Annotated in this window: 20 protein-coding genes; 8 read left to right on the forward strand and 12 right to left on the reverse strand. The window is 60.2% G+C overall.

Features of this window, described 5'->3' with window-relative positions:
- Positions 1 to 342: 342 nt before the first annotated feature.
- A complete protein-coding gene (locus AC1P02_RS13680; RefSeq protein ID WP_021138526.1) occupies positions 343 to 1,416 on the forward strand; it encodes a 3-deoxy-7-phosphoheptulonate synthase in 1,074 nt (357 codons plus the stop codon).
- Positions 1,417 to 1,534: 118 nt separating this feature from the next.
- The gene (gene tyrA, locus AC1P02_RS13685; RefSeq protein ID WP_485182459.1) at positions 1,535 to 2,662 is read left to right on the forward strand and encodes a bifunctional chorismate mutase/prephenate dehydrogenase; all 1,128 of its coding nucleotides are present in this window, start codon (positions 1,535 to 1,537) and stop codon (positions 2,660 to 2,662) included.
- Between the two features lie 71 nt (positions 2,663 to 2,733).
- Here tyrA and hdfR read toward each other — a convergent pair whose 3' ends face one another.
- The 10 genes from hdfR to AC1P02_RS13735 all read right to left on the reverse strand — a co-directional run bounded on the left by hdfR (position 2,734) and on the right by AC1P02_RS13735 (position 16,082).
- A complete protein-coding gene (gene hdfR, locus AC1P02_RS13690; protein WP_017412115.1) occupies positions 2,734 to 3,609 on the reverse strand; it encodes an HTH-type transcriptional regulator HdfR in 876 nt (291 codons plus the stop codon).
- Entirely contained in the window at positions 3,609 to 3,971 is a 363-nt protein-coding gene (locus AC1P02_RS13695; protein ID WP_005310084.1) for a MaoP family protein, read from the reverse strand. Before AC1P02_RS13695 ends, hdfR begins: the two co-directional genes overlap by 1 nt.
- 302 nt (positions 3,972 to 4,273) lie before the next feature.
- Entirely contained in the window at positions 4,274 to 4,756 is a 483-nt protein-coding gene (gene eco, locus AC1P02_RS13700; protein ID WP_005310087.1) for a serine protease inhibitor ecotin, read from the reverse strand.
- A gap of 221 nt (positions 4,757 to 4,977) precedes the next feature.
- A complete protein-coding gene (locus AC1P02_RS13705) occupies positions 4,978 to 5,535 on the reverse strand; it encodes an Lcl C-terminal domain-containing protein (protein WP_125596235.1) in 558 nt (185 codons plus the stop codon).
- Positions 5,532 to 6,902, reverse strand: a complete 1,371-nt coding sequence (locus tag AC1P02_RS13710) for an Lcl domain-containing protein (protein WP_485182460.1) — start codon at positions 6,900 to 6,902, stop codon at positions 5,532 to 5,534. The genes AC1P02_RS13705 and AC1P02_RS13710 overlap by 4 nt, the downstream gene beginning before the upstream one ends.
- A 54-nt stretch (positions 6,903 to 6,956) precedes the next feature.
- Complete coding sequence (locus AC1P02_RS13715) at positions 6,957 to 9,371, reverse strand: proprotein convertase P-domain-containing protein (protein WP_485182461.1); 2,415 nt, start codon at positions 9,369 to 9,371, stop codon at positions 6,957 to 6,959.
- Positions 9,372 to 9,409: 38 nt separating this feature from the next.
- Positions 9,410 to 11,467 carry a prolyl oligopeptidase family serine peptidase gene (locus tag AC1P02_RS13720; protein ID WP_485182462.1) on the reverse strand — a complete coding sequence of 686 codons (2,058 nt, stop codon included), beginning with the start codon at positions 11,465 to 11,467 and terminating at the stop codon, positions 9,410 to 9,412.
- Complete coding sequence (locus tag AC1P02_RS13725; RefSeq protein ID WP_485182463.1) at positions 11,467 to 13,632, reverse strand: TonB-dependent hemoglobin/transferrin/lactoferrin family receptor; 2,166 nt, start codon at positions 13,630 to 13,632, stop codon at positions 11,467 to 11,469. The genes AC1P02_RS13720 and AC1P02_RS13725 overlap by 1 nt, the downstream gene beginning before the upstream one ends.
- A gap of 328 nt (positions 13,633 to 13,960) precedes the next feature.
- A complete protein-coding gene (locus AC1P02_RS13730; RefSeq protein ID WP_005310100.1) occupies positions 13,961 to 15,811 on the reverse strand; it encodes a DUF3413 domain-containing protein in 1,851 nt (616 codons plus the stop codon).
- Positions 15,812 to 15,854: 43 nt separating this feature from the next.
- Positions 15,855 to 16,082: a YejL family protein gene (locus AC1P02_RS13735; protein WP_005310102.1), complete on the reverse strand. Its 228-nt coding sequence runs from the start codon at positions 16,080 to 16,082 to the stop codon at positions 15,855 to 15,857.
- A 73-nt stretch (positions 16,083 to 16,155) separates the two neighbouring features.
- Here AC1P02_RS13735 and yejK point away from each other — a divergent pair, with 73 nt between their 5' ends.
- The 5 genes from yejK (at position 16,156) to AC1P02_RS13760 (ending at position 22,752) form a co-directional block, all read left to right on the forward strand.
- Positions 16,156 to 17,217, forward strand: coding sequence for a nucleoid-associated protein YejK (gene yejK / locus AC1P02_RS13740; protein WP_170946521.1), 1,062 nt, complete (start codon positions 16,156 to 16,158; stop codon positions 17,215 to 17,217).
- 395 nt (positions 17,218 to 17,612) lie between these two features.
- A complete protein-coding gene (gene malE, locus AC1P02_RS13745; RefSeq protein WP_005310106.1) occupies positions 17,613 to 18,794 on the forward strand; it encodes a maltose/maltodextrin ABC transporter substrate-binding protein MalE in 1,182 nt (393 codons plus the stop codon).
- A 75-nt stretch (positions 18,795 to 18,869) separates the two neighbouring features.
- Positions 18,870 to 20,522, forward strand: a complete 1,653-nt coding sequence (gene malF / locus AC1P02_RS13750; protein ID WP_059113440.1) for a maltose ABC transporter permease MalF — start codon at positions 18,870 to 18,872, stop codon at positions 20,520 to 20,522.
- Positions 20,523 to 20,534: 12 nt separating this feature from the next.
- A complete protein-coding gene (gene malG / locus AC1P02_RS13755; RefSeq protein ID WP_017412117.1) occupies positions 20,535 to 21,425 on the forward strand; it encodes a maltose ABC transporter permease MalG in 891 nt (296 codons plus the stop codon).
- A 190-nt stretch (positions 21,426 to 21,615) separates the two neighbouring features.
- Complete coding sequence (locus AC1P02_RS13760; RefSeq protein ID WP_005310112.1) at positions 21,616 to 22,752, forward strand: ABC transporter ATP-binding protein; 1,137 nt, start codon at positions 21,616 to 21,618, stop codon at positions 22,750 to 22,752.
- A gap of 105 nt (positions 22,753 to 22,857) precedes the next feature.
- On the opposite strand, the gene ppk2 is transcribed toward AC1P02_RS13760, so the two are convergent.
- Positions 22,858 to 23,673, reverse strand: coding sequence for a polyphosphate kinase 2 (ppk2, locus tag AC1P02_RS13765; RefSeq protein WP_058395747.1), 816 nt, complete (start codon positions 23,671 to 23,673; stop codon positions 22,858 to 22,860).
- A 225-nt stretch (positions 23,674 to 23,898) separates the two neighbouring features.
- On the opposite strand from ppk2, the gene AC1P02_RS13770 reads away from it, so the two are divergent.
- Positions 23,899 to 24,699 (forward strand): alpha/beta fold hydrolase, encoded by an 801-nt coding sequence (locus AC1P02_RS13770; RefSeq protein WP_096118466.1) that lies wholly within the window; start codon positions 23,899 to 23,901, stop codon positions 24,697 to 24,699.
- Positions 24,700 to 24,804: 105 nt separating this feature from the next.
- On the opposite strand, the gene AC1P02_RS13775 is transcribed toward AC1P02_RS13770, so the two are convergent.
- A complete protein-coding gene (locus AC1P02_RS13775; protein ID WP_059168531.1) occupies positions 24,805 to 25,875 on the reverse strand; it encodes an AI-2E family transporter in 1,071 nt (356 codons plus the stop codon).
- Positions 25,876 to 25,887: the final 12 nt, after the last annotated feature.

Here is a 25,887-nt window from a genome sequence, read left to right on the forward strand (position 1 = left end):
CAAGACGGGAACGCAAGCGGGGCCAGGTGCCCCGCTTTTTTTATAAAATGGAGGCAAGGGCAGGGATGGGATAGTGGTCGAGCAGCGCTGATGATAGCATTGGGGTGTAATTATATGTTTACGATTTTATCGGGTCAGGGGCTTTTTACCCGCTACTTTCTGGTTGTTTAGGTCGCCTAACTGGTCGTTTATCCACCTATCAGACAGTTAATCCGCTAGTTTCACTTGATTGTTTGTTTTTCCTTGGTAAGGTGAGGGCGGTTGCGTAACAAAGCACTGACTTGTGTAAATAAATCAATACGGTCGTGCAATTGGCTTAAATACTGTAGAGAGAATGAGAAAATGCAAAGAGACCCCCTGAACAACATCCATATCCAATCCGAACAAGTGATGATCACGCCTGCCCAGCTCAAGGAGAAGCTACCCATCTCCGATCAGGCGCTGGCTTTCGTGCAAGGGGCCCGCACTACCATAGCCGACATCATCCACCGTCGTGATCACCGCCTGCTGGTGATCTGTGGACCCTGTTCCATCCACGACATGGACGCCGCCAAAGAGTACGCAACCAGACTCAAAGCGCTGCATGATGCCTATCAGGATTCTCTCTACATTGTCATGCGGGTCTACTTTGAAAAGCCGCGCACCACGGTCGGCTGGAAGGGCTTTATCAACGACCCGAACTTGGATGGCACCTTCGATGTGGAGCTGGGGCTGCACCGCGCCCGCGAGTTGCTCTGCTGGCTGGCGGAGCTGGAATTGCCGCTGGCGACCGAGGCGCTCGACCCCATCAGCCCGCAATACCTGGCCGAGCTCTTCTCCTGGTCGGCCATCGGCGCCCGTACTACAGAATCCCAGACCCACAGGGAGATGGCGTCCGGCCTCTCCATGCCGGTCGGCTTCAAGAATGGCACAGACGGTAACCTGGGTACCGCCATCAATGCGCTGCAGGCGGCCTCCAGCCCCCATGCCTTCATGGGGATCAACCAGCAGGGCCAAGTTGCCTTGCTGCAGACCCAGGGCAACCCGGATGGCCACGTCATCCTGCGCGGCGGCAAACACCCGAACTACGATTCGGTCAATGTGTCGCTGGCGGAAGAGGCGCTGGAGAAGGCGGGCCTGCTGCCCGGTCTGGTGGTGGATTGCAGTCACGGCAACTCCAGCAAGGATCACCGTTTGCAGCCCAAGGTGGCCGACAACGTCATCCACCAGATCCAGGAGGGCAACCGCTCCATCATAGGGGTGATGCTCGAATCCAACCTGTTCGAGGGCAACCAGTCCAGCGAGCAGCCCAAAGAGCAGATGCGTTACGGCGTCTCCATCACCGATGCCTGCATCGACTGGGATAGCACAGCCGCTCTGCTGGAGCGATGCCATCGCGAGCTGGCGGCGCCGCTCAAGGGCAGAACTGCACGGTAAGCCGTGGTATCTTGTCGTAACTGATTGAACCATAGAGGTATCACTGCCCACGCAGTGATACCTTGTTGCCTCTTGAATCACAGGGCGCCGCCGCCAGCGGCGCCAGCAGGGACTGGATATGGCTGAAGAGTTGAATGCCCTCAGGGACAAGATTGATGCGGTGGACAGACAGCTGATCGATCTGCTGGCCGCACGACTGGCTCTGGTGGGGGAAGTGGGTGAGGTGAAGAGCCGCCACGGCCTGCCCATCTATGCACCGGACAGGGAGGCGAGCATGCTGGCCCGCCGTCGCACCGAGGCCGAACTGTTGGGGGTGCCGGGCGATCTCATCGAGGATGTGCTGCGCCGTGTCATGCGTGAATCTTATGCCAGCGAAAAAGACACCGGCTTCAAGTGCATGAAGCCGGATCTTGGCAAAGTGGTCATCATAGGCGGACAGGGTCAACTTGGCCGCTTGTTCGGCCACATGTTCAGCCTCTCCGGCTACCGGGTTGCGCCCCTCGAACAAGCAGACTGGCCAAGGGCTGACGAGATCCTGGCCGACGCGGGTCTGGTCATGGTGGCCGTGCCCATCGACATCACCTGTCAGATCATCGACCGCCTCGGCAACTTGCCCGCCGATTGTCTGCTGGTGGATGTCACCAGCGTCAAGAGCGAGCCGCTTGCCCATATGTTGGCGGTGCACAAAGGTCCTGTTCTGGGGCTGCATCCCATGTTCGGACCGGATGTGGCGAGCCTCGCCAAGCAGGTGATCGTCTGCTGTCAGGGCCGTGATGCGGCCGCCAGTCAGTGGTTGCTGGATCAGATGACCATCTGGGGCGCGCGCTTGCAGCAAGTTGAGGCCAAAGCCCACGACGAGGCCATGACCCTCATTCAGGCGCTGCGCCACTTCGCCACTTTTGCCTATGGCTGGCACCTCTCCCGGGAGCAGGCCAACATCGACCGCCTGCTTAACTTAAGCTCCCCCATCTACCGGTTGGAGCTGGCCATGGTGGGACGGTTGTTTGCCCAGGATCCTGAGCTCTATGCCGACATCATATTGTCGTCACCGCAGAATCTGGCGATGATCCGCCGCTACTACCAGAACTTCGGCGAGGTGTTGGGGCTGCTGGAGCAGGGGGATAGAGCCGGCTTTATCGATGCCTTCTCGCAGGTATCCGGCTTCTTTGGCGAGCATGCCGACGAGTTTCTGCGCGAGAGCCGCATGTTGCTGGCCCAGGCAAACGATCGCCGCCAGCACGGCTGATGCGATTGCACGCAAGCACCATAAAAAAGGGGCCTTTTCGGCCCCTTTTCTGTCTGTGCTATCGCCCGAAGTTATTCAGGCTGCGGCAGGCGCAGATCGGCGCCATCCCAGCCAAGGGGCAGGGTCAGCAGCCGATCGATCAGCTCCCGACGATCGGATTTCTCCAGATAGGCGAGGTAGAGCGGGCGGCTCAATGGCTGGCCTCCCTCCACCAGATGCAGCTGCCCCTTTTCCAGGAAGGGACTCACCATGCGCCGCGGCAGATAGGCGGCCCCCCCATTGGCCAGCACGAACTGCAGCGCCATGTTGGCGGAGCTCGAGTGCAGCACGGGTGTCTTTTGCAGGCTCTGCAAGCGGCTGGGTTGTGGCTCCAGGCTGGTGCCCCAGTCGAGGTGAATGTGGGGCATTTGCATCAGGCTGTCGGCGTTGGCTGTGCTATCCCGGCTCACCAGTTCAAACACCAGTTCGCCGATGGGATGCAGGGCAATCTCGTCGATCTTGGTTGGCTCGGAGAGCAGGGCCAAGTCGAGGGAGCGCTCCAGCAGCTGGCGGCACAGGTGCTCGCGGGATGCGGTTTCGAGCCGCACGGCGAGGCCGGGAGCCAGCGCATAGACATGGTTGAGCCAGTCGTTGAAATCAAGCTCCCAGAACACGGCGGGCGCGCCTATGGCGAGCTGCTGGCTGAAACCGGGGGAGAGTGCCACGTCCTGCTTGGCCCGACCCAGGGTATGCAAGATGGCGTCTGCGTAGGGCAGCAGACGCTCACCGGACGCGGTCAGGCGGATGTTGTTGCGATGACGGGCAAACAGACTGACCCCGAGTTGCTGCTCGAGCTGGCGGATCCGAAAGCTCACCGCCGACTGGGTCAGGTAGAGATTCTCAGCAGCCCGGCCAAAGTGCCGGGTCTTGCTGACCTCGATAAAGGTCCGAAGCAGTTCGGTATCCATTAATCGATGGACTCGTCGCTACCGCCGCCGTTGCCGCCGTCAAAACCACCGCCGCCGGTTTCCTCGTTGGCGCCGCCTGCGACTGTGCACAGACGATGCACGCGCTTGGGACCTATCACCTTCAGATACTTGAACCACACCTTGGCGTGGGGATTGCTGCCGGCAGCGCCGGATTTGACCTGTTCGATAAAGGCGCTTTCTACGTCATCGCGCGGCGCCAGGTTGCCCTGATAGAGCGCCAGCATGGCGGTGCCGTATTTTTCCAGACTGTCCGCTTCGGCAACAGTGAATTCACCACTGCGACGCAGGCCACGGGGAAAATGTTTGAAGTCGTTGAAACGCTTGTCGGATTCGAAGCTCATAGTGCTCTTTTTCTGGTTAGTTTGACCTTTGCGGGCAAGTATCATCAGGCCGTCGCAGAGTGCAAAATCAATTTTTTCACTATATGGATAAATAATTTTCATTGAAAGTGATTTAGCCATGATCCAGTGGATATTCGGGGAGGGCAGGAGCAAAAAAGCGAGAAAAAAAGCGGAGTTATGTCAGGTTATGTCAAGGTTCGGCCGTCTGGGGCGACGAAATTTGGTTAAAAATAAAGCGCCATTTGGCGCTCTATTTTGTGTCGTTCATGAACCAAAGCGGGAGGTTTGGTCTCGATGGAGACTTACTCTATCATGGCTGGCTGAGCCAGGTTGTCCGCACGCCACAGACGGTAGCGCACTTCATACTCCTGCGGGACGTAAAGCACGAACGGCAGCTTGGAGTTGTAGTTCACGAAGAAGCCCTGACCGTAGATCTGGACGAAGGTCTCTTTCTTCTGGACATCCGGGCAGGCCATCAGGGTGCTGATGGGGTCGGATACCTTGCCGAGCATCAGGTAGTTGTAGCCCCAGCCCTTGACGCTGTGCTGCTCAAGGTTGCCGGCGAAACGCGGCACATTGCAGTCGACCATCATTTTCTTGCCGACCTGCAGCTCGACCATCATGTCGGCTTCGTTCTCGACTTCCGGCAGGCGGATCACGACACGTTCCTGGTTTACTTCGGCGGCCGGAAACATGCTGATATCAAATTTTTTCGGTTCGGCGGCGAAGGCATGGCCGCCCAGCAACAAGGCGCCCAGCAGGCTAAAACGCAATACGGTTTTCATCTGTACCTCATGGGGATTGGTTCAACGTCGCTAGACTAACCGCTCTGCCCGTTTCATGCCAGCGATCCGGGGTGCAAATCCTGCCAGATCCGGCACAGGATGACGTCTTCTGGCTATTTTCTGACAAGGCGCACATTCGGTGTACAGTGCTTTTGCACAGCTCGGAGGTGGCCGGACAAGGATCCGCTTTTCAGCGGGATCCTGTGGCCACCCCCGTGCAATCAACGCACCAGGAGCAGCTGTTTGGCCCAGGCGCCGGGCGCCCGCATGCCGACGGCGCCGCTGGTGATATCCAGATAGGCGACGCTCTTGCTGGCCGGTACCGGGGTGGAGGACCAGAGGTAGACGTAACCGTCGTTCACCTCTTTTCCTTCACCGGCCATGGCGCGGGGGAAGATGGTTTCGTTGAGCGCAGGCTTGTAGCAGGCGGACTCCAGCACGCTGGTCAGCTCCTTGATGGTGGGCAGGCGCCAATCCCGGTAGCCGCCAAAGCCGTACAGGGCATGGCTCGGTTCGGTTCGGATCCGCTCTGCCGTCAGCAGGGCCTGCTGCCAGTAAAGCCGGGTTGGCTCGCCGCTGCAGCTCTGGTTGCGCCAAGTCTGGCCAAGCTGGCAGCGCATCCAGGTCAGGCCCGTGCTTCTGTCCGTGACTGTGCCGTTGCCGCGATCGATGAAGCGGGCGGTGGGGCTGGTTCTGGGCATGGTGTCGTCGCAGATGGCGGTGGCCAGGGCGAGAGGGCTGCCGAGGGTCAGCAGCAGGGTCAGCATCAAGCGGTTCATCGGGTTACCTCCGCCACCAGTCGCAGTTGCAGACCGTTGGCATCATTGCTGTTTTGAACTGTGGTGGCGTAGTCGGTGCCGGCGTCATCGCCGAGGAAGATATGGGCGATGGCGCTCAGGGGGGCGCTCTCCAGCCGACGGGATGGGGTCAGGGTCTGGCTCCAGTAGTAGCCGCTGAAATCCTTGGTGGTGGTGCCGACATCGGGGAAGTAGCGCACATCCATGGTGACCAGCTGGCCATACTGGCGGGCGAGCGAGCCGTAGTGTTGCAGGCTCATCAGCTCGCGCGAGTGGGGCATGCGCCAGCTGGTGATGCCGCACAGCTGCTGGGTGTTGAGCCACTGGCGATATTGCTCTGTAGTGCAGATGGCCTCGCCTTGCGGGCAGGCGTAGTCAAGCTCCTGCTGGGTGGGGTGATAGTCGCCAAGCTCCCAGGCGAAGGTGCGGTGCAGATCGCGGGGGCTGGCAGGATCATCGAGCTTCTTCTCCCAGACGAGGCGGGTAGTGAGATCCTCCACACATTCCCACTGGGGGGCGTCATCCGGCAGGGGCTTGCCCTTGCCATCCAGCTTGCGATAGCGCAGGGGGGCCTTGTTCAGGCTGGCTTCCTGGCCCGGGTGGTCGGCGGGCTCTTCGGTGAGCAGGTAGTCGACACCATCCGTGTAGGTAGTGACGCCGCTGCCGGTGACCAGGGGATGGGAGTATTGCTGTTGCAGCAGGCGGGTGACGCTCTCTTGCAGGCTGGTCAGCTCGCCGTGCTGGGCAAAGTGGCTGGCCAGCTCGGGCAGCAGGCTGCCGAGGGCCGGCCACACCACGGCTTGCAGGAGGACGGGCGAAAGGTCCGATATCTCCGGCTCTGCATCGATCACCGCCAGCAGCAGTTGCCCCAGCGCCAGGTTGAAGTCGGCCAGTTGCGACAGGGCGGCCAGCCCTTGACCTGGTTGCAGCGGCGCCAGCGCGGCCAACATCTCGTCGAGTGCCTGTTTGGGCGGATGTCCCTCGGCGATGCTGCTTTGCAGCAGGGTGCTGAGCAGGCTGGGGGTCAGGGTCTGGCCATCCAGTCGGGCGGCCGGGTGCAGCAGCGCCGGCGCTGCCGGGTTGGTTGGCAGGAACAGCAGCGGACTGGTCAGCAGGGCGGGGGAGGTGCCGCTCAGCTGACGGGCACCGGCTACGCCGCTGACGCTGGGCTCCCCCTCGTCACAGCGGGTGTTCTGGTTGAGATTGACGCACAGGGTGCCACTCTCGGGCAGACTGACGTTCAGGGTATAGGCAGGTGCCGCCAGCGGCGCCTCATCCGAGCCACCGCCACCGCAGGCGGTGAGCAGGGGGGCCAGCAGGCAGGCCAGGCGGGAATAGGTTGGATTCATCTCTTGTCCTTGGGAAGGGGCCAGGGCCCCTTCTTCTTATATATGGGTGGTTACTCAGCCGCGCTGGCGAAGGCGGCGCCAGATCGCCAGCGGCAGCAGCCAGAGCAGGTTGGCCGCACCGCCGCCACTGCTGTCGTCCACCTGGAAGTGGATGATGCCGTCATCCGGCGGGGCTATGGGTTCACCACACTGGGCGCCGGTGCGCTGGCTGATGCTCCAGCCATTGATACGGCCCTGATGCCCGGGTTTGCTGTCCACCACTTCCAGCGTCCATCTGCCGGCCAGCGGCTCTCCCAGCAAGGGGGTGAAGGGTTGCAGGGGCAGCAGCTCGGTAGGGAAGACACCTTTCAGCCGTGGCAGTGGGCTGTAGCCCTTGTCCCAGATCTGGAGGCGGGTGCCGGAGGGGGAGTTGAGCCAGATCTCCAGCTCATCCAGGGCGTCGTGTTGCAGATCCAGGGTCAGTTGCAACTGCTCGCTCACTTTGGCGTTGGTCTTCTCCAGCAGCAGGCTGGCTTGGCTCAAGCCGCGTACTTCCTCGCTCTGGGCATCGCTGAGGAGCAGCGGCTGGCCAGTGGCGCGGCTGATGATGGGCGTGCCTATGGGCAGGCTCAGTGGCTGCTGCCACTGGCGCTCGGTCGGACTGGTCCCAGTCATGACGAGGCTTACCGGCAGGCTCACCTCATCGCCGCAGGCCAGCGGGCTCTGGGCCAGCAGTCGCAGCGTGGTGGTGGTGCTGGCTCCCGCCGCCAGTGTGGTGGCTTGCAATTGGTAGGGATCGGCCTGCAGCCCGGCGGGCAGGGCCAGGGTCAGCGCATTGAGGGTCACTGGCGCCGAGCCCTGATTGGTGAGTGTCACCTGTACGGATTGACGCTGTCCCAGCTCGATGGCGCTGCCCTCGGCCAGCGCGATATTGACCGGCGCCAGCAAGAGGCCGTGTTGACGGAAGGCTTGCTCCAGATGGCTGGCGTAGTGACGGGCCGGGTAGAGCCGCGCCGCCGTGTCCACTGTGATGCGGGCCAGCTGTGGCATGCGAATGGCCGGGCCCAGCCCGAAATGGGATTCGATGATGACGCGGTCAAACTCGTCCCGGGCCCCTTCGCCATGCTCGGTCACCGAGGCCAGCAGGGCCTGGAACAGCGGTGTGCCCCACAACTGATCGCCGTTGCTGCCGTTGATGGTGCGGTGGGCCGGGTAGCTGTAGTCCGGGTGGTAGCGGGCCCGCAGATCATCCAGCTGGCGCGGGGTACGATCGGTGAAGCGTGCATCCCAGTTGAACACCATGGCCGGTTCGAATTGGCGACCCGCTTCGCTGCGCTGGCGGTGGCTGGCGGCCAGGTAGTCGCTGAAGCCCTCGCCGATGGCGCCCCAGTCTGCCTCCTCCCCGAGATCCGGCACTATGTGGTGCTGCACCGCATGGCCGAACTCGTGCCAGATCACCATGGGATCCTCGGCATCGGGCACGCCGCTGCGGCCCAGCTCCAGCCTGCGCTCGAACGGATCATAGAGGGAGTTGTCCTGATAGCCGGCCTCTGTGTCTATGTCGAGGGCCCCGGGGATGAGCCCGGTAAAGCCCAGCTTCTTGATGTGGCGCTGGGCCAAGTCAAGGTGGTAATAGGCGTTGATGTCGGCAAAGCCACGATCGTCCCGGGTCAACCGGAATGCCTGCGGGTCATCACTGCTGAAAGGCGCGGTATCGGGCTCCATGGCATCCACCACCCGGGCGTGAGGGCCGCTCAGCAGATAGCGTCCCCCTTGCAGTGTGACCGGCAGGGGAACTCTGTCCTGATAGGCGGCGTCCGCCAGTACCAGTTCGTCGTGCCAGACCAGGCTGGCGTCTTGCAGCTGGGTGCGGGGATCCGGGTCGAATACTCGTGCTTCCACTTGGGTGTCGCCGGCGTCGGCTGTGCGGCTGGCCTGGGTGCTGGCCGCATCCATCCAGCGGCCCAGCTCCCGGCTGCCGTCGCAACTGGCGAACAGTTGTACATAGGTAGCTTTGGCGTTGCCTGCCTGGTGTTCGCGCACCCTCTGACGCAGGGCGGGCACCAGAGTATCGCCGTCGCGCCAGTACCAGGCCTCGACCGCTCCCTGCGGGTCGATCTCGCTATCCGTATCGCGTAGCTGACTGAGCAGGGGATCCAGATTGCCGCCCACATCGCAGCCGGGCTCACTGCTCTGCAGAGGACGGCTGTTGTGATAGAGGCGCCAGGGCTTGCCGGTCTTATCGACACTGACGGCAGCTTGTATGGTGGCCACCGGCAGGCCGTTGACCAGTTGGCGGAAGCTGTAGTGATGGCCGAGCAGGCTGGCCCTGTCGTAGTCGGGGGCGAGCGTGACGCTGAGGCGCTGTTCGAGCCACTGCTGCGGCGTGGTGGTAATGGGTTTTTCATCGACGAACTGCAACTCGGCCGCCAGCAGAGGCTGTGAGAGCATGGTTGCCGCCAGCCAGAGGGCCAGGGAAGAGGGTTTCATGGTTTACTCCAACACAAAAATGAGAAAAGGATGCGCCATCAGCGGGTAACGCCAGCCAGGGTGAGCAGGAAGGCATATTCTCGCGCTGCCTGCTGGTGGGCCTTGCCGGTACTGGCCTGGTGGCCGCTGTCGAGAGCCGTGCTCAGCAGATAGGGGCCCTTGCCCGTGCTGTGCTCCCGCAGCCGGGCGACCCATTTAAGCGGCTCCCAGTAGGGCACCTGGCTGTCGTGCAGCCCGGCCGTCACGTAAACCGGGGGATAGGGCTGCCGTTGCAGGTTGTCATAGGGGCTCAGGCGACGCATGGCAGCATAGTCGGCGGGAATGGCCGGATTGCCCCACTCGGCGTACTCCTGGCGGGTGAGCGGCAGTTCGGGATCGCTCATGGTGCCGAGCAGATCGACAAAGGGCACCTGCAACACGGCGCCGGCAAAGCGGGTTGGCGCCTGATTGAGCGCCGCCGCCACCAGCAGACCGCCGGCACTGCCGCCCATGGCGAACAGCCGGGCGGGATCGATGGCCGGATCCCGGGCCAACGCCTCGGCCACGGTCAGGAAGTCGTCCACGCTGTGCTGTTTTTGCCGGCCGCGCCCCGCCAGATACCAGCCGTCTCCCAGCATGCCGCCGCCGCGCACGTGAGCGATGGCGTAGACAAAACCGCGATCCAGCAAACTCAGCACCTGAGGCTGGTAGTAAGGGCGCATGGGGGTGCCATAGGCGCCGTAGCCGTAGAGCAGCAGCGCCTTGGGCTTGGTGATGTCGGTGCGCCACACCAGAGAGACGGGCACCTTGACCCCATCCTTGCCCAGCACCCAGCGTCGCTCGCTTCGGTAGGGGGAGGGAGCCTGCGCCTGGGCGCCAGCTTGCCACTGACCGCTGGCCAGATTGAGCCAGCGCTGGTGCGGCGGCTCGGCCATCCCTTGCCGGCGGATCAGGATCTGCTGGCTGGCCGGGTCATGAGCGCCCTGGATCCAGGCCGTGCCAGCTCCCTCGGTGAGATGCACGCGCTGGCTGAGCTGGCCGCTTGAATCCAGCACATCGAGCCAGTCGTCCCCTGCCTTGCGGTATTGCAGGACCGTATGGTCGGCAAACAGGCGCCACTTCTCCAGGCTCCTGTCCTCGCCGGACCAGAGGGGTTGCCAGTGCCCCTCGGCCACCTGTGCCAGACTGGTCACTTGATAAAGGCCGAGGGCACCATCTTTGTTGCTCTTGATGAGCACTCGCTCCCCCTGGGTATCCAGGTAGTACTCGACACCGGCCTGACGGGCTTTGAGCAGAGAGGGGGTTCCCTTGTCCAGCAGGTACTGCTCCGAGCTGTCGTGGTTGTTGCTCTGCAGCAGCAGGTGGCGTTTGTCCGTGGTGCCATAGAGGCTGAGCAGCCAGGCGGGATCGGCCTCCTGGTGTATTAGCCGCTCCTTGCCATCCTGCCAGGCCCACAGCTGCCATGGGCGCAGGGTGCGGCGCTCGTTGGCAAGGGTGTAGAGGGTCTTGCCGTCCAGGCTCCAGAGCAGATCGGCGGCCCTGTGCGCCAGAGTGGTCAGGGTCTTGCCGCTATCCAGATCCAGCAGGGTGATGCGGTAGTCCAGATCGCCACGCAGATCTTCGGCCAGGGCCAGCCAGCGTCCGTTCGGGTGCAGTGCCCAGCCGGCGAGCTCGTAATAGCCGCTCGCCGGTTGACGCGGCGCCAGTCGCTGACGGGGCTGCACCTTGTCATCAGCCCGTTGCCACAGGCTGCCGTCGGCCTCCATCCGCCACTGGCTGCCCGCTTCAGTGTGCCACTCGGCGGGCATGGGCTCGCCGCGCTGCTGTGTCTGCCACTCGGCTTGCAGCGCCTGCTCCAGCGGCCGCTGGCTGGCGAGCTGCTGCTCGGTCCAGCGGTTCTGCTCGGCCAGCATGGCCAGCAGGGCGGGATCCTGGCGGCTGTCGTCACGCCAGCCGCCATAGGGATCCCACCGCGCTACCTTGCCCTTCATCAACAGGGGACGCTTGGCAATGGCTGGCGCGCTCTGTGGCGCAGTGGTGGTTGCCGTCATTGCGGCCTCGGTGGGTGAGGCCACCGGATTGGCCAGCAGAGCCGTCATTATCAATAGCGCGTGCATCAGATCCCCACGAAGGTGTAGCGCAGGCTGGCGCTCAGGTAGCGGCCCGTCTGGGTGTAGAGTCCCGCATCGCTGCCCGCTTCCTGCCCGGCTACATCCTGATAGCGGGTGTAACGGGTATCGAGCAGGTTATCTAGCTTGAGGTTGGCCTTGAGGGCGTCTGTGATCTGCCAGTCGGCGGTCAGGGCGAAGCTGAGCCAGCCCGCACTCTTCATGCACTCGCTCTGCTGCTGGGTCAGGCTGTTGCCGCAAGTGGGCACCCGGCTCATGGCGGCGGCATAGTCGGCTTGCAGCCCCAGGCTCCAGTCGTTGGCCTGATAGCTGAGGCGGGTATTGCCCTCCAGCGGGGTCAGGTTGCGCGGTGACTCGCCCTGGCTGTCCTTGCCATCCACCCAGCCGAACTTGGTGGCCAGTTCCCACTGCTGGGTCAGCCAGTAGCTGGCGGCGATCTCGGCGCCCCAGGTCTCGGACTTGGCCACGTTGCGGTATTGGCGCAGCATGACGCCGTCGCTCAGACGGAAGCCCACCTGGCGCCAGTCGACGAAGTTGTAGTAGCGGTTGTAGAAGAGGGCCGGCTTGATGCTCCACTCATCCCCTTCACCGCTCACACCCCACTCGAAGCTGTGGCTGGTCTCCTCCTTGAGGTCCGGGTTGGCGATGATCTCGAACGGCGGCAGGGCAAAGTAGTGGGGAATATTGCCGTACACCTTGTCGTAGGAGGGGGCACTAAAACCGTTGGCATAGCTGAGCCAGCTGCGCCACTGATCGTTGAAGCGGTAGCTGGTGGCCAGACTGGGGGATAGGTGCCAGCTGTGGTTGCTGGCACCCTTGCCATCTTGCGGGCTCAGCCACTGGTGATCCATGCGCAGTGTGGGGGTGAATTGCCACTGGCCAAGGCTCGCCACATCCCCCAGCCAGATGCCGGCGCGGTCCGTGCGGGCGCTGCTGAAGGGGGCGGATTGGCCGGGCTGGGGAATGCCCGCCTCCAAGGTCAGCTTGTCGACCGGCCGCTCGTGGCTTGCGCGCTCCAGTTCGACGCCATAGCTCAGCTTGTGTTCGATGGCGCCGGTCGTCAGATCGCGGCGAATGTCCAGCTCGCCGCCGAGCAGATCCTCGGTGAAGGTGGCCAGCTCCCGTTCGCTGCGATAGCGGGGATAGCCGCTCAGCAGGTCATTTTGCAGCAGGCTGCGTTTGTTGGCGCTGTTCTTGGCGTGATTGCCGTGCAGGCTCAAGGTGAACTTATCCGCCAGCAGATGGTCGAGACTACGCGCCTCCCAGCTCAGCTTGGCGCCCTGGGAGCGCTGGGTACTGTCCTCGCGATACTGGCGGACCTGCCATTTGCCATCGGGCTGGGGCACTTCGCGCGGCCCCTGATCCCGCTTGGCGTTGTCCTCGAAGTAGTCGAGTTCGAGGCGCAGCAGGTGGTGCTCGTTCAGGGTGAAGCGAGAGCTGGTGGAGGCACTCAGGCCATCCAGATCCGCCGGGATGCGGCTCTCGTCATAGTTGGCTGTCTCGTGCCCCTGCCAGCCGGAGAGGCGCAGCAGGTGTTCTGTATCAGCCCAGCGGGCGGCACCGGTGGCGCTCAACTTCTGCTTGTTGCTGCTGCCATCATGCAGGACTTTGCTGCTGAGGTAGGCATCTTGCCCCTGCAGATAATCCTCCGGCTGCTTGGTGGAGATGACGATGGTGCCGCCGATGGCGTCTGATCCGTGCAGGGCGGAGCCTGCCCCCTTGGCCACCTCAATCTGCTTGACGTCATCCAGGTCGAAGCTGAAACGGCCCACCTTGTCGTTGAGATCGTCGGCACCGAAGCCGTCGCTGACCCTGACCCCGTCCTTGATGATCAGCACCCGGTTGCCGCCAATGCCGCGGATGCTGATGTTTTGCGGACGCCCTGCCGAGCCGGTCACAGAAACGCCGGGTTCGTTCTTGAACACGTCGGTGAGTTCGGTGGCGACCTGGCGATCCAGATCCTCTTCGGTGATGACTGTGATGGTGCCCGAGATATCGGACAGCTTCTGTTCGACCCGCTGGCCCTTGACCACTATGGTCTCGCGCGCCTTGAGGTGAGCAGGGGTGCCAGTCCCATCGAGTTGGGTCTGATCGCTGGCGGCCAGCGCTGTGCCGGACAGCAGCATGGGCCAGTAGTGCAGCAGTATTTTCATTTTGAGAATGATTGTTATTTGAGCCTGAAGGGCGCGGATTATTGCAGAGTGGTCCATCCAGATCAACGATTGATAATCATTATCATTTTGTTTTTATGATCTTGATCAGATTGATGTTTTTGATGGAAGAGTCAGTAGTGGAAAGAAGAACGTTTGCGCCGGCAAGTGAGAACATGAAGGGGAGAAGAGAGCTATCTGGCTGGGCATAAAACCCGTCCCCTATGGGTTCCCTTGGGCATAGATGCCCAGCTGTTGTTTTCCGGCACGCACTGCACGCAATAAAAAGCCCGCTACGGGAGCGGGCGTGGTGAGTGTGGTTTTCTGGCCGTCAGGGGGCGCGATAGAAGCGGTTGAGCTCGTTCATCACCTGGATCATGACACCCATGTCGGGGGTGCCGTGCTTGATGGGACGGTAGCTGTTGCGCTCCAGCAGTTCAAAGTCACCCTGCTTGTTGAAGTGGGTGATGGTGTTGCCCTGATAGATGGCAAAATCACGCTGATCCCCGGCCAGCAGCCAGTTGCGCGGGCTGTTGTCGAACAGACTGCGGCCTGTGCTGTAGTCCCGCGCCGGGTTGCGCACCCCCAGCATGCCCTGCATAAGGGTGGGCACCAGATCCAGATGGCTGCTCAACTGGCTCTGTGCCAGGGTGTCGTTGCCCGGCCAGGCCAGCACGAAAGGCACCTGCACCTGATAGGGCGAGTAGTTGGTGCCATAACCCCAGCTGTTGCTGCGAGTATCGTTGAACTCCTGACCGTGGTTGGAGGTCACCACGACTATGGTCTGCTCGTTCAGGCCCTGCTGTTGCAGCTGGCTCAGCATCTGCTCCAGCAACTGATCGGTGTAGAAGACGGTGTTCTTGTAACGGTTCTCCAGCTTCTGCAGGTTTTTGGCCTGATAAGCGGTGGCCGGATTGAACTTGGTCAGCTCGGGCTGGAAGGGGCCCTTCATGTCGGCCGGCAGCTGGTAATCACCGGGGCTCGACAGATAGACCAGTGAGAACCAGGGTCTGTCCGGCGAGCGCTTGGCGAGCCACTGCTGCCAGTCACCGATCAGCAGCTGATCATTGGTCTGCTCGGAGACAAACACCTGCTTGCGCAGACCGGAGAGGATGCTCTGGCGATACTGCTGCGCATCTTCCAGCGCGCCAAACAGGCCGAACTGGTAATCCTGGCGCAGCATCTCGTCGAACAGTACCGGCGGTGTCTTGTCGTTGCGGATGTCGTCGTAATAGTGGCCGGGCAGGCCATAGAAGAGGCTGAACATCCCCATCACATCGTCATTGCCGCCACTCATGTGGTTGCGGAAATTGAGATGGCTGTCTGCATAACGCTGCAGATTGGGCATGTTGATGCTGTTGAGCATGTCGGCTCGCAACGAATCCACCACCACCACCAGCAGGTTCTTGTGGGCAATGGGGGCGTTGACGCTGAGCGGGCGCAGGGGGTAGCGCAAGCGGCTCTCGCTCTCGCCATCCTGAGATTCTGCCTTCTTCTCGTACTGATCCAGGTCCAGCCAGCCGTGCTTGGCCAGGAAGCTCTTGGCAGTCATGGGGTAGGAGAGCGGGAAGTTGGCGCGCTGCATGGTAATGGGCTGATACAGGGTAGCATCGGCCCAGCTGTTGACCACGTGGGTCAGAATGAAGCAGACCAGCAGGGCCAGCCCCACCTGATTGCCATACTGGCGGCGCTTGCGCTTGTTGATCTTGCGCCACACATAGGCCGACAGCAGCAGTTGCAGCAGGAAGATGGTCGGCACCGCCACGAAGATGATGCTCCAGATCGAGCCCTCCTCGGTCTGGGCCTGATCCAGCAGCAACTGCCACACCTGAGCGTTCAAGTGGAACTTGAACAGCTGGAACACCTGGGTGTCGATGAGCAGGAGCACCAGCGCCAAGGTGGCGATGATGGCCGAAATGAAGCGCAGCAGCTTCTCTTTGGGCAGCACGAAACTCAGCGGGAATATGGTCAACAGGTAGGTGACAAAGCTCAGAAACGAGAAGTGACCTATCCAGCTGATGATGAGATAGGTCACGCCGAGCGTGGTCGATGGCCAGCTGATGGCACCCAGATAGCGGGTGGCAATCAGCATGGCCAGAATGATGTTGAAGAAGGAGAACCAATGCCCCCAGGTGATCAGGCGAGAGACATTATCACGATAGGGGTTGCCGGTTTCGACCATAGTGATCCATCTGCTTTGAGAAACGTCAAAAAAAGGCGGCGACTCAGTGAGTGTCGTGGCGAGTGTCGACCGAGGAAGTCAGTGCCTGGACATATTTTTCAGTGATCGCCTGGCGTTGTGCCGGGGCCATGCCGTTGATGATATTGGTCGTCACGTTACCCAGCACCATGAGGCTGAGGTCGACTGGCGCTTTGTGCTTTTCCAGTACAGTGATCAGGTCATTCATCAGGTCATCAAATTGCTGGTTTGTGTACTTTGATACGATGGGCATAATCTTCAGTTCATCTCGGTTCAAAGCGCCTTATAATACTTCACCCTTTCGGCTAACACTATGGCTTTGTGACATGAGTCTCGATATCGACAAGATCATTCTTCACTCCCTGCGCCAGGGCGGCGATGGTCAACCTCACGCCGACACCCGCAGCCAGACCCTGCCTGCTGATGAGGCGGTTCAGGGGCTGATGGCGGAGCTGCATCGCATTTACAACGGCAAGGGTGGCAAGGGCTTTGGCTTTTTCGCTGACCCCGAAGCCGCCGTCGCCGAGCTGGCCGACGGTGAGGAAGCCCCCAAGCAGCCTTCTCCCGCCTTTCGCATTGCCCTCGAGCAGCTGCTCGGCGATCAGCTCGAATTCGTCCCCTTCTCGGTCAATATGACCCAGCTGCTGGTCAAGAACCTGGTGGATCACGCCCTCGACGAACAGGGTGTATTGCTGTTTGCCAAATACAACTATGTGGGGGTCGATTACCTGATGGTCGCCCTGCTGGAAGGCAAGGAGAGCGTCACCGTCAGCGAGGCGCTGGACTTGCGCCATATCCATTATCTGGATATCGGCAAGCTCAATCTGGTGGCCCGCATCGATTTGACCGAATGGAAAACCCAGCCAGACTCTCGCCGTTATATCACCTTCAGCAAGGGGCGGGTCGGTCGCAAACTGGGGGACTTTTTCATGGACTTGCTGGGTGCCCGCGAGGGCATGGATGCCAAGATCCAAAATAAAGGGCTGCTGCAGGCGGTGGACGATTATTGCGACAGTCGTCAGCTCGAACCGGCCGAGCGCAACGACTACAAGAAGCAGGTCTTCAAATATTGCACCGAGCAGGCCAGCGCCGGTGAAGAGATCGAAATCAAGGAGCTTTCCGCCGAACTCTCTGCAAGAGAAGCGGGCGAGGGCGACCTCGATTTTTACAGCTTCATCGGTCAGGAGTATGAGCTGGAAGAGCGCTTCCCCGCCGATCGCTCCACCCTGCGCGGCCTGACCAAGTTCGTCGGCTCCGGTGGCGGTCTGACCCTGAGTTTCGAGCAGAAATTGCTGAACAGCCGGGTGTTTTACGATCCCCAGACCGATACCCTGACCATTCGCGGCGTGCCACCCAATCTCAAGGATCAACTGCTGCGCCAGTCGTAATGTGATCTGCTTTCCATTTTTGGCAAAAAGACACCGCACTTCGCTGCGGTGTCTTTTTATTTAATGGGGTAAGTCGCCTCGAAACCAACTCGGTGCTTTGTTAACAATTTAAACAGAATAACCACCGTGAAAGGGTTTTCAATGCAGTGAAAACCCTTTCATTTGTGTTTTTTTATTTCCATTTGGTAATTTAATTTCTGTTTTTGGCGAGAAATATGCCAATAAATGGCGATAACCCCCTGAAATAAGAAAATGTTTTCATAACTTTCTGGAAGAAAATACGTAATTGCATTTCAAAAATGCGAGTTGCGTCATGTGAGGCAGTAGCGGCTTGGGATAATATTCATCTCGCACACAATGCTCTTACAGCGCGGAACTAATACAAGGAAAGGCTCATGAAAAAGAAATTGCTGTCATCCCTGATCGGTCTGGCTACTCTGGGCGTGGCTTGCTCTGCCACCGCCGCCATTGACGAAGGTCAACTGACCATCTGGATTAACGGTGACAAGGGATACAATGGTCTGGCTGAAGTAGGTAAGAAGTTTGAAGCCGAAACCGGCATCAAGGTGACGGTTGCTCACCCTGATCAGGTGGAAGTGAAATTCCAGCAAGCCGCTGCCACCGGCAACGGTCCGGACATCTTCTTCTGGGCTCACGACCGTTACGGTGAGTGGGTCAAGGCCGGTCTGCTGGTACCTGTTACCCCGAACGCAGCCACCAAAGCCAAGTTTGAACAGTTCGCCTGGGATGCCATGGCAGTGGATGGCAAGACCTACGGTTATCCGGTTGCGGTAGAAGCCGTGAGCCTTATCTATAACAAGGATCTGCTGCCCGAGCCGCCGAAAACCTTCGAAGAGATCGCCAAGATCGACGAAGCGCTGAAGAAAAATGGCAAGCGCGCCATTATGTGGGCCTATGACACCCCCTATTTCAGCTACCCGCTGGTGGCTGCCAACGGTGGCTATGCCTTCAAGAAAACCGCTACCGGTTATGACGTGAAAGATACCGGCGTGAACAACGCAGGTGCCAAGGCCGGTGTGGGCTATATCTCCGAGATGATCAAATCCGGTCACCTGGAAAAAGGTATCGACTACGGTGTGATGGACGCCAAGTTCAACAAGGGCGAAGTGGCCATGATGATCAACGGTCCCTGGGCCTGGAGCAACCTGGACAAGAGCGGCATCAAGTACGGTGTAGCGTCCCTGCCGACCCTGAAGGGCAACCCGGCCAAAGCCTTCGTTGGCGTACTGGGTGCGACCATCAACGCCGCCAGCCCGAACAAGGATCTGGCTATCGAGTTCCTGGAAAACTACCTGCTGACCGATGCCGGTCTGGCACCGGTCAACGCCGACAAGCCGTTGGGTGCAGTAGCGCTGAAGTCCTTCCAGAAGACCCTGGAATCCGATCCGCACATCAAGGCAACCATGGTGAACGCCCAGAATGGCGAGCCGATGCCGTCCGTGCCCGAGATGAGCCGTTTCTGGTCTTCCTTCGAAACAGCCCTCAAGAACGTGACTTCCGGCCGTCAGAGCGTTGACGAAGCCCTGGATACCGCTGCCAAGCGTATCGTTCAGTAAGCATGCACTACCTGGGAGGCCGCAATGGCCTCCCACTCTCTCAAATCTCTCTTGGCGTTATAAAGGTTAATTGGCATGGAAGTAGTACCTTCTATTGAATCCTATGCCGGTCCGAAGGATAAGCACACCTGGCTTAAGTGGACCATCGCTGCTCTGGTAGCCATCCTCAACGGTTATGCGGCCGTGATGATGTACGCCAGCGGTGAGTGGGTATTCGCTCTGCTCGATCTGGTGGTGGTGTCCGTCGGTCTGTATGTCTTCATGAACAAGAAGACTTATGCCCACCGCTATATCTTCCCCGGTGTGGCTGGCATGGTTGTGTTTATCATCTTCCCTCTTGCCTACACGATCGGCATCGCCTTCACCAACTACTCGGGAGCCAACTTGCTCTCCCTTGAGCAGGCACGGGATTACCATCTGAAAAAAAGCTACAAGGTGGCTGGCGGTGAATTCGATTTCACCCTGCTGGGTGGTGAGAACAATCAGTTTCAGCTGTTGCTGAAACAGGACGACCAAGCCTTTATCAGTCAACCCCTTACTCTGATGAACAACAAGGCCCGTGAACTGGCTGTCCGCGAGGGCAGAGTCCATGACGCGGTCCAGGTTGTTCAGTTGCAGCCTCTGGCAGAAGAGGCCGTGGACAAGGTGGCCCCCATTCGTGCCATCGTCGATCATCGCACTCACCTGAGCGCGCTGGATCTGGTATTGCCGGAAGGTGGCATTCACCTGACCCTGAGCAGCCTGCGCAAGTTTGCCGCCCAGAAGCAGCAGTACACCCGGCTGATGGATGGCGCTGTGCTCAAATCCGGCGTGGTGATCAAGGACAGCAACCTGCTGCGTGACACCCAGACCGGCGAGCTGATGCTGCCCAACGGTGACACCGGCTTCTATCAATACATCGACGAGCAGGGACAGTTTGTCGGCAAGGGCATGGCCCCCGGTTTCGTGGTGAGCGTGGGTTGGAAAAACTTCGTGCGCATCATGACAGACCCGGGTATCCAGGGTCCCTTCATGCAGATCTTCGTCTGGACTGTGATCTTCTCCGCCGGCTCAGTGGGCTTCACCCTGGCCATCGGCATGGTGATGGCATGTCTGGTGCAGTGGGAACAGCTCAGAGGTCGCGGCTTCTACCGGGTCATGCTGATCCTGCCCTATGCGATACCGGCGTTTATCTCCATCCTGGTGTTCAAGGGCTTGTTCAACCAGAACTTCGGCGAGATCAACCTGTTCCTGGAAGCGGCGTTTGGCATCAAGCCTGACTGGTACACCACCCCCTTCCTGGCCAAGGTGATGATCCTCATCGTCAATACCTGGCTTGGCTACCCCTACATGATGATCCTCTGCATGGGCTTGCTCAAAGCCATTCCGGATGATCTCTACGAGGCGTCCGCCATGGACGGTGCCGGTCCTGTGCAGAACTTCTTCAAGATCACGGTTCCGCTCTTGATGAAGCCGCTCACTCCGCTGCTGATTGCATCCTTTGCTTTCAACTTCAACAACTTCGTACTCATACAGTTGTTGACGAACGGGGCGCCGGACATCATAGGCGCCAGTACCCCGGCCGGTACCACGGATCTGTTGGTGAACTACACCTACCGGATTGCGTTCCAGGGCTCGGGTGGTCAGGACTACGGTCTGGCCAGTGCCATCGCTACCGCCATCTTCCTGATCGTCGGCGCGCTTGCACTGCTCAACCTGAAATTGTCCAAAGCCGACAAGCAACAGTAAGGAGGCTTCTCAATGGCTATCGTACAACCCAAATCAGTCAAATACCGGGTGTGGGCAACCCACCTGGTCATGTGGGCCTTCCTGGCGCTGATCATTTTCCCGGTGATCATGGTCATCGCCATCTCGTTTCGTAACGGCAACTTCTCGGTGGGGGAAATCATCCCCTCCGATCCGACCCTGGATCACTGGAAGCTGGCGCTGGGCATGTCCATCACCAACGCCGATGGCAGCATAACGCCGCCGCCGTTCCCCGTGCTGACCTGGCTGTGGAACTCCATCAAGATCGCCGGCATCACGGCCCTGATGATAGTGACGCTGTCGACCACCTGTGCCTATGCGTTTGCCCGCCTGCGTTTTCGCGGCAAGCAGACCATATTGCAAGGGATGCTGATCTTCCAGATGTTCCCGGCCGTGCTGGCACTGGTGGCCATCTATGCACTGTTCAACAAGATAGGTGACTATGTGCCCTGGTTGGGTCTCAACACCCACGGTGGCCTTATCCTGGCTTACATGGGCGGCATAGCACTGCACGTCTGGACCATCAAGGGCTACTTCGAGACCATAGACTCCTCTCTGGAAGAGGCGGCAGCCATCGATGGCGCGACCCCGTGGCAGGCGTTCCGCCTGATCCTGTTGCCCTTGTCGGTGCCCATTCTGGCGGTGGTGTTCATTCTTGCCTTCATCGGAACCATCACTGAGGTGCCCGTGGCATCCATCCTGCTGCAGGATGTGAACAACCTGACCCTGGCGGTCGGTGCCCAGCAATACCTCTATCCGCAGAACTATCTGTGGGGTGACTTTGCGGCTGCAGCCGTCCTGTCGGGGCTGCCAATTACTGTGGTCTTCCTGATGGCGCAGCGCTGGTTGGTAGGTGGCCTAACCGCCGGTGGTGTGAAAGGTTAAGTGTCTTGCCGCACCTGCCACGTCGCCAGCCTCAAGGTGTTCCTGCTGGTCTGTCACAGGGCTGGCTGGTCGGCGGCCTCACTGCGGGCGGTGTGAAAGGCTAACGTTTAACGGCTAACGGTTTTAATGGCCGGGGGAGCTGACTCCCCCCGCCGTCACGATTTGCAAAGATTCAAGAGCGGAGCTCGTCATGGCTGAAGTAGTACTCAACAACGTTCGCAAGAACTACGATCCGGCGGTCCACAAGGACACGCTGCGCAACATCAACCTGGCCATCAAGGAAGGGGAGTTCATCGTCTTCGTCGGCCCGTCCGGCTGCGGCAAGTCCACCCTGCTGCGGATGATCGCGGGTCTGGAAGACATCACCAGCGGTGAGCTGACTATCGGCGGTCGTTACATGAACGACGTGCCGCCGGTGGAGCGCAACGTCGGCATGGTGTTCCAGTCCTACGCTCTCTATCCGCACATGAACATCTACGAGAACATGGCCTTTGGCCTCAAGCTCAAGAAGATGGACAAGGAGAACATCCACAAGCGGGTGATGCGCGCTGCCGAAATCCTGGGGCTTGAGCCATTGCTGGACAGAAAGCCCAAGGCGCTCTCCGGCGGTCAGCGCCAGCGCGTGGCCATAGGTCGCTCCATAGTGCAGCAGCCGCAGGTGTTCCTGTTTGACGAACCCTTGTCCAACCTGGATGCCGCCCTGCGGGTCAAGATGCGCATCGAGATCGCCAAGCTGCACAAGGAGCTCAACTCCACCATCATCTACGTGACCCACGATCAGGTGGAAGCCATGACACTGGCCAACCGCATCGTGGTACTGAGCCCGCTCAAGGGCGAGGCCCAAACCAACCTGGAGCAGTTCGGCACCCCGCTTGATCTCTACCACAACCCGGACAACAAGTTCGTGGCGGGCTTTATCGGCTCACCCAAGATGAACTTCCTGTCGGGCGAATTGCTGGAGATTGGCGAGCAGGAGTGTGTGGTCAAACTCACCTCCGGCGATACGGTGCGGGCGCGGGTCGATGCTCGTCGTGGCTCGGTCGGTGACAAGGTAGAGCTGGGTATTCGTCCCGAGCATCTGTTCCCGCTCGATCACCCCCATGCTCACAGCAAGGTGAGCGGGATAGTGCAGGTGGCTGAACACCTGGGCGCGGAATCCTTCGTTTATATGGATGTGGATGGTCACGACTTTACCGTCAAGGCCACCTCGGACGTGGATGTGGCAACCGGTCAGACCTACAGCGTGGGTATCCCGGCTGAAGCCTGTTATCTGTTTGACGCCAAAGAGCAGGCGTTCCCTCGTACCGCCAAGTACATTCGTACCTGATTTCTTTGCGCTGGTTTTCCTTAGTATTCAATGCCTTTTTGCCGGTCGCCAGACCGGCTTTTTATTGCCTGCCGTTCGGGAACATGGCAGGCAGGGTGATGGTGATCAGGCCTCCAGCTCGGCGGTAATGTCGGGTACAAAGGTCTGGCTGGCCAGTGGCGGGCGCTCGTACCCCTCGGTCGTGATGGGGGGCAGCTTGATGGGGTCGTAGTTGATCGCCTCGTAGGGCACCTTGCCGAGCAGGTGGGCGATGCAGTTGAGGCGTGCCCGGCGCTTGTCGTCGGCATCGACCACGAACCAGGGGCAGTCTTCCGTGTCCGTATAGGTGAACATGTCATCCTTGGCGCGGGAGTACTCCACCCAGCGCGAGCGGGATTGCAAGTCCATGGGGCTGAACTTCCAGCGCTTGATGGGGGTGTTGATCCGCTCCTTGAAACGCTTCTCCTGTTCTTCGTCCGAGACCGAGAACCAGTATTTGATCAGGGTTATCCCTGAGCGGATCAGCATGCGTTCAAACTCGGGACAGGCCCGTAAAAACTCGCGATACTCCGCATCGCTGCAAAACCCCATCACCCGCTCGACCCCGGCCCGGTTGTACCAGGAACGGTCGAACAGCACCATTTCACCAGCGGCGGGCAGGTGGGCGGCATAGCGTTGAAAATACCACTGGGATCGCTCTCTATCGGAGGGGGCGGGCAAGGCGGTGACCCGGCAGACCCGTGGGTTGAGTGGCTCTGTGATGGCCTTGATGACGCCGCCCTTGCCGGCTGCATCGCGCCCCTCGAACAGCACCACCACTTTCAGTCCCTCCTGCTTGACCCACTCCTGCAACTTGACCAGCTCCTCCTGCAGATGGGTGAGGTGATGCTCATAGCACTTCTTGTCCAGACGCGGGCGCTTCTTGCTCTTTTCCTTCGGCATGGCTGTCTCCTTTTTGAGTCCTTTCCTTGAGTCACCTTCAGCTTGCACCAGGGAGGCGCCACTGCCAAGGACTGCGTGTTACACTGCCGCCCCGTCGCTGGCAGCAAAACAGCATGGCGATTTACACTGCCGCCTCATCAGCCGCTGGCAATAGAAAAAACATGAAGCCATTTATGGCGATTTGCATTGCCGTCTCATCATCAGCAGCTGGCAACAGGAGAAAACATGAAGCAATTTATGGAGATAGCGGGCCGCCAAATGGCCTATCTGGATGAGGGGCAGGGCCCGGTTCTGTTGTTTGGCCACAGCTACCTGTGGGACAGCGCCATGTGGGCGCCGCAGATTGCCGCGCTCAAGGGCCAGTACCGCTGTATCGTGCCAGAGCTGTGGGGCCACGGCGATTCCGACCGGTTGCCGGAAGGCCCCTGCACCCTGGCGACCCTGGCCCGGGATCATCTGGCACTGCTCGATGCCCTCGGGGTCGAAGAGTGTGTGCTGGTGGGTCTCTCCATCGGTGGCATGTGGGGTGTGGAGCTGGCCAGGATGGCACCGACCCGTCTCAAGGGAGTGGTGCTGATGGACAGCTTCGTCGGTCTCGAGCCCCAGATCACCTGTGAGCGCTACCTCGGCATGCTGGGCATGATTGGGCAGCTCGGCACAATACCGGCACCCATAGTGGAGCAGGTGGCACCGTTGTTTTTTGCCAATCAGCCGAATGCGGCCTTGATAGACGGGTTCAAGGAACGTCTTGCATCCTGGCCAAGTGAGAAGATCGCCGCCATGGTGGCGGTGGGGCGCAGCTTTGTGACCCGGGAAGATCGCATCGACTGGCTGGAAGAGATCAGGGTGCCGGCGCTGGTCATGACCGGCTGCGAAGACAAGGCACGCCCTGTGCTGGAGGGTTATCTGATGGCCGAGGTGCTGGGTTGCCCCTTCAAGGAGATCCCGGCCGCAGGCCATATCTCCACGCTGGAAAATCCCGCCTTCGTCAATCAGGCCCTGACGGCATTTCTGGCCGGGCTCTGATATCAACAACCGCTATTACATGACAAAGAAGGGAGCCGTGGGCTCCCTTCTTTTTTTCCTGATTGCTGGTTATCACTCTCTGTCACCTGAGAGGTGTATGCGCCCTCAGACGCCGGGCAGGGCCGGATCATCCCGCTTGGGCCAGGCATTGATCACCGCCTTGACCAGGGTGGCGAGGGGGATGGCAAAGAAGACGCCCCAGAAACCCCACAGGCCGCCAAATACCAGCACGGCTACGATGATGGCCACCGGATGCAGGTTGACCGCCTCGGAGAAGAGCAGAGGCACCAGCAGGTTGCCATCGAGGGCCTGGATCACCAGATAGGCCACCATCAGCCAGGTGAATTCCGGGGTCAGTCCCCACTGGAACAGGGCCACCATGGCCACAGGTACAGTGACCGCTGCCGCGCCTATGTAAGGAATGAGTACGGAGAAACCGACAGCCACCGCCAGCAACGCCGAGTAGCGCAATCCCATCAAGGCAAAGGGGATGTAGGTAGCCACCCCGACGATAAGGATCTCGATCACCTTGCCGCGGATATAGTTGATGATCTGGTCGTTCATCTCCACCCAGACCCGGTTGACCAGGGTGCGATTGCGCGGCAGGAAGCGGCGCAGGCCGCCCATCAGCTCCTGTTTGTCCTTGAGCATGAAGAACACCATCAGCGGCACCAGGATGAGATAGATGAGGATGGCCACCACGTTCACCAGCGAGCTCAGGGAGGCGCTCACCAGATGCTCGCCGCCGCTCAGGATGCGTTGGCGGATGTTGTCGATGATGGTTTCGACCAGGGTCACGTCGATGACTTCGGGGTATTTCTCCGGCAGGGTGCGCACATAGTCCTGGGCATGGGCCAGCATGGAGGGGGACTCCTTGGCCAGGTTGATGCCCTGGCTCACCAGGGTCGGGATCAGGCCCAGCAATGCCATCACTGTCAATGCGATGAACAGCAGCAGCACCAGACTGGTGGCAAGAGCCCGGGAGAGCCCGGCCCGTTGCAACCGGCTCACTGGCCACTCCAGCAGATACGCCATCACCAGCGCGACCAGCAAGGGAGCAAGCAGGCCGCCAAACAGCCAGAGCACGGCAAAGCAGGCAACCAGCAGCAGGAAGAGGGTGACGGCATCGGGGTCGGAGAAACGGGTCTGATACCAGCGCTTGAGTACTTCTAACATGACAGCATCCTT

The sequence above is a fragment of the Aeromonas sp. TS_SC_11 genome (assembly GCF_057318915.1).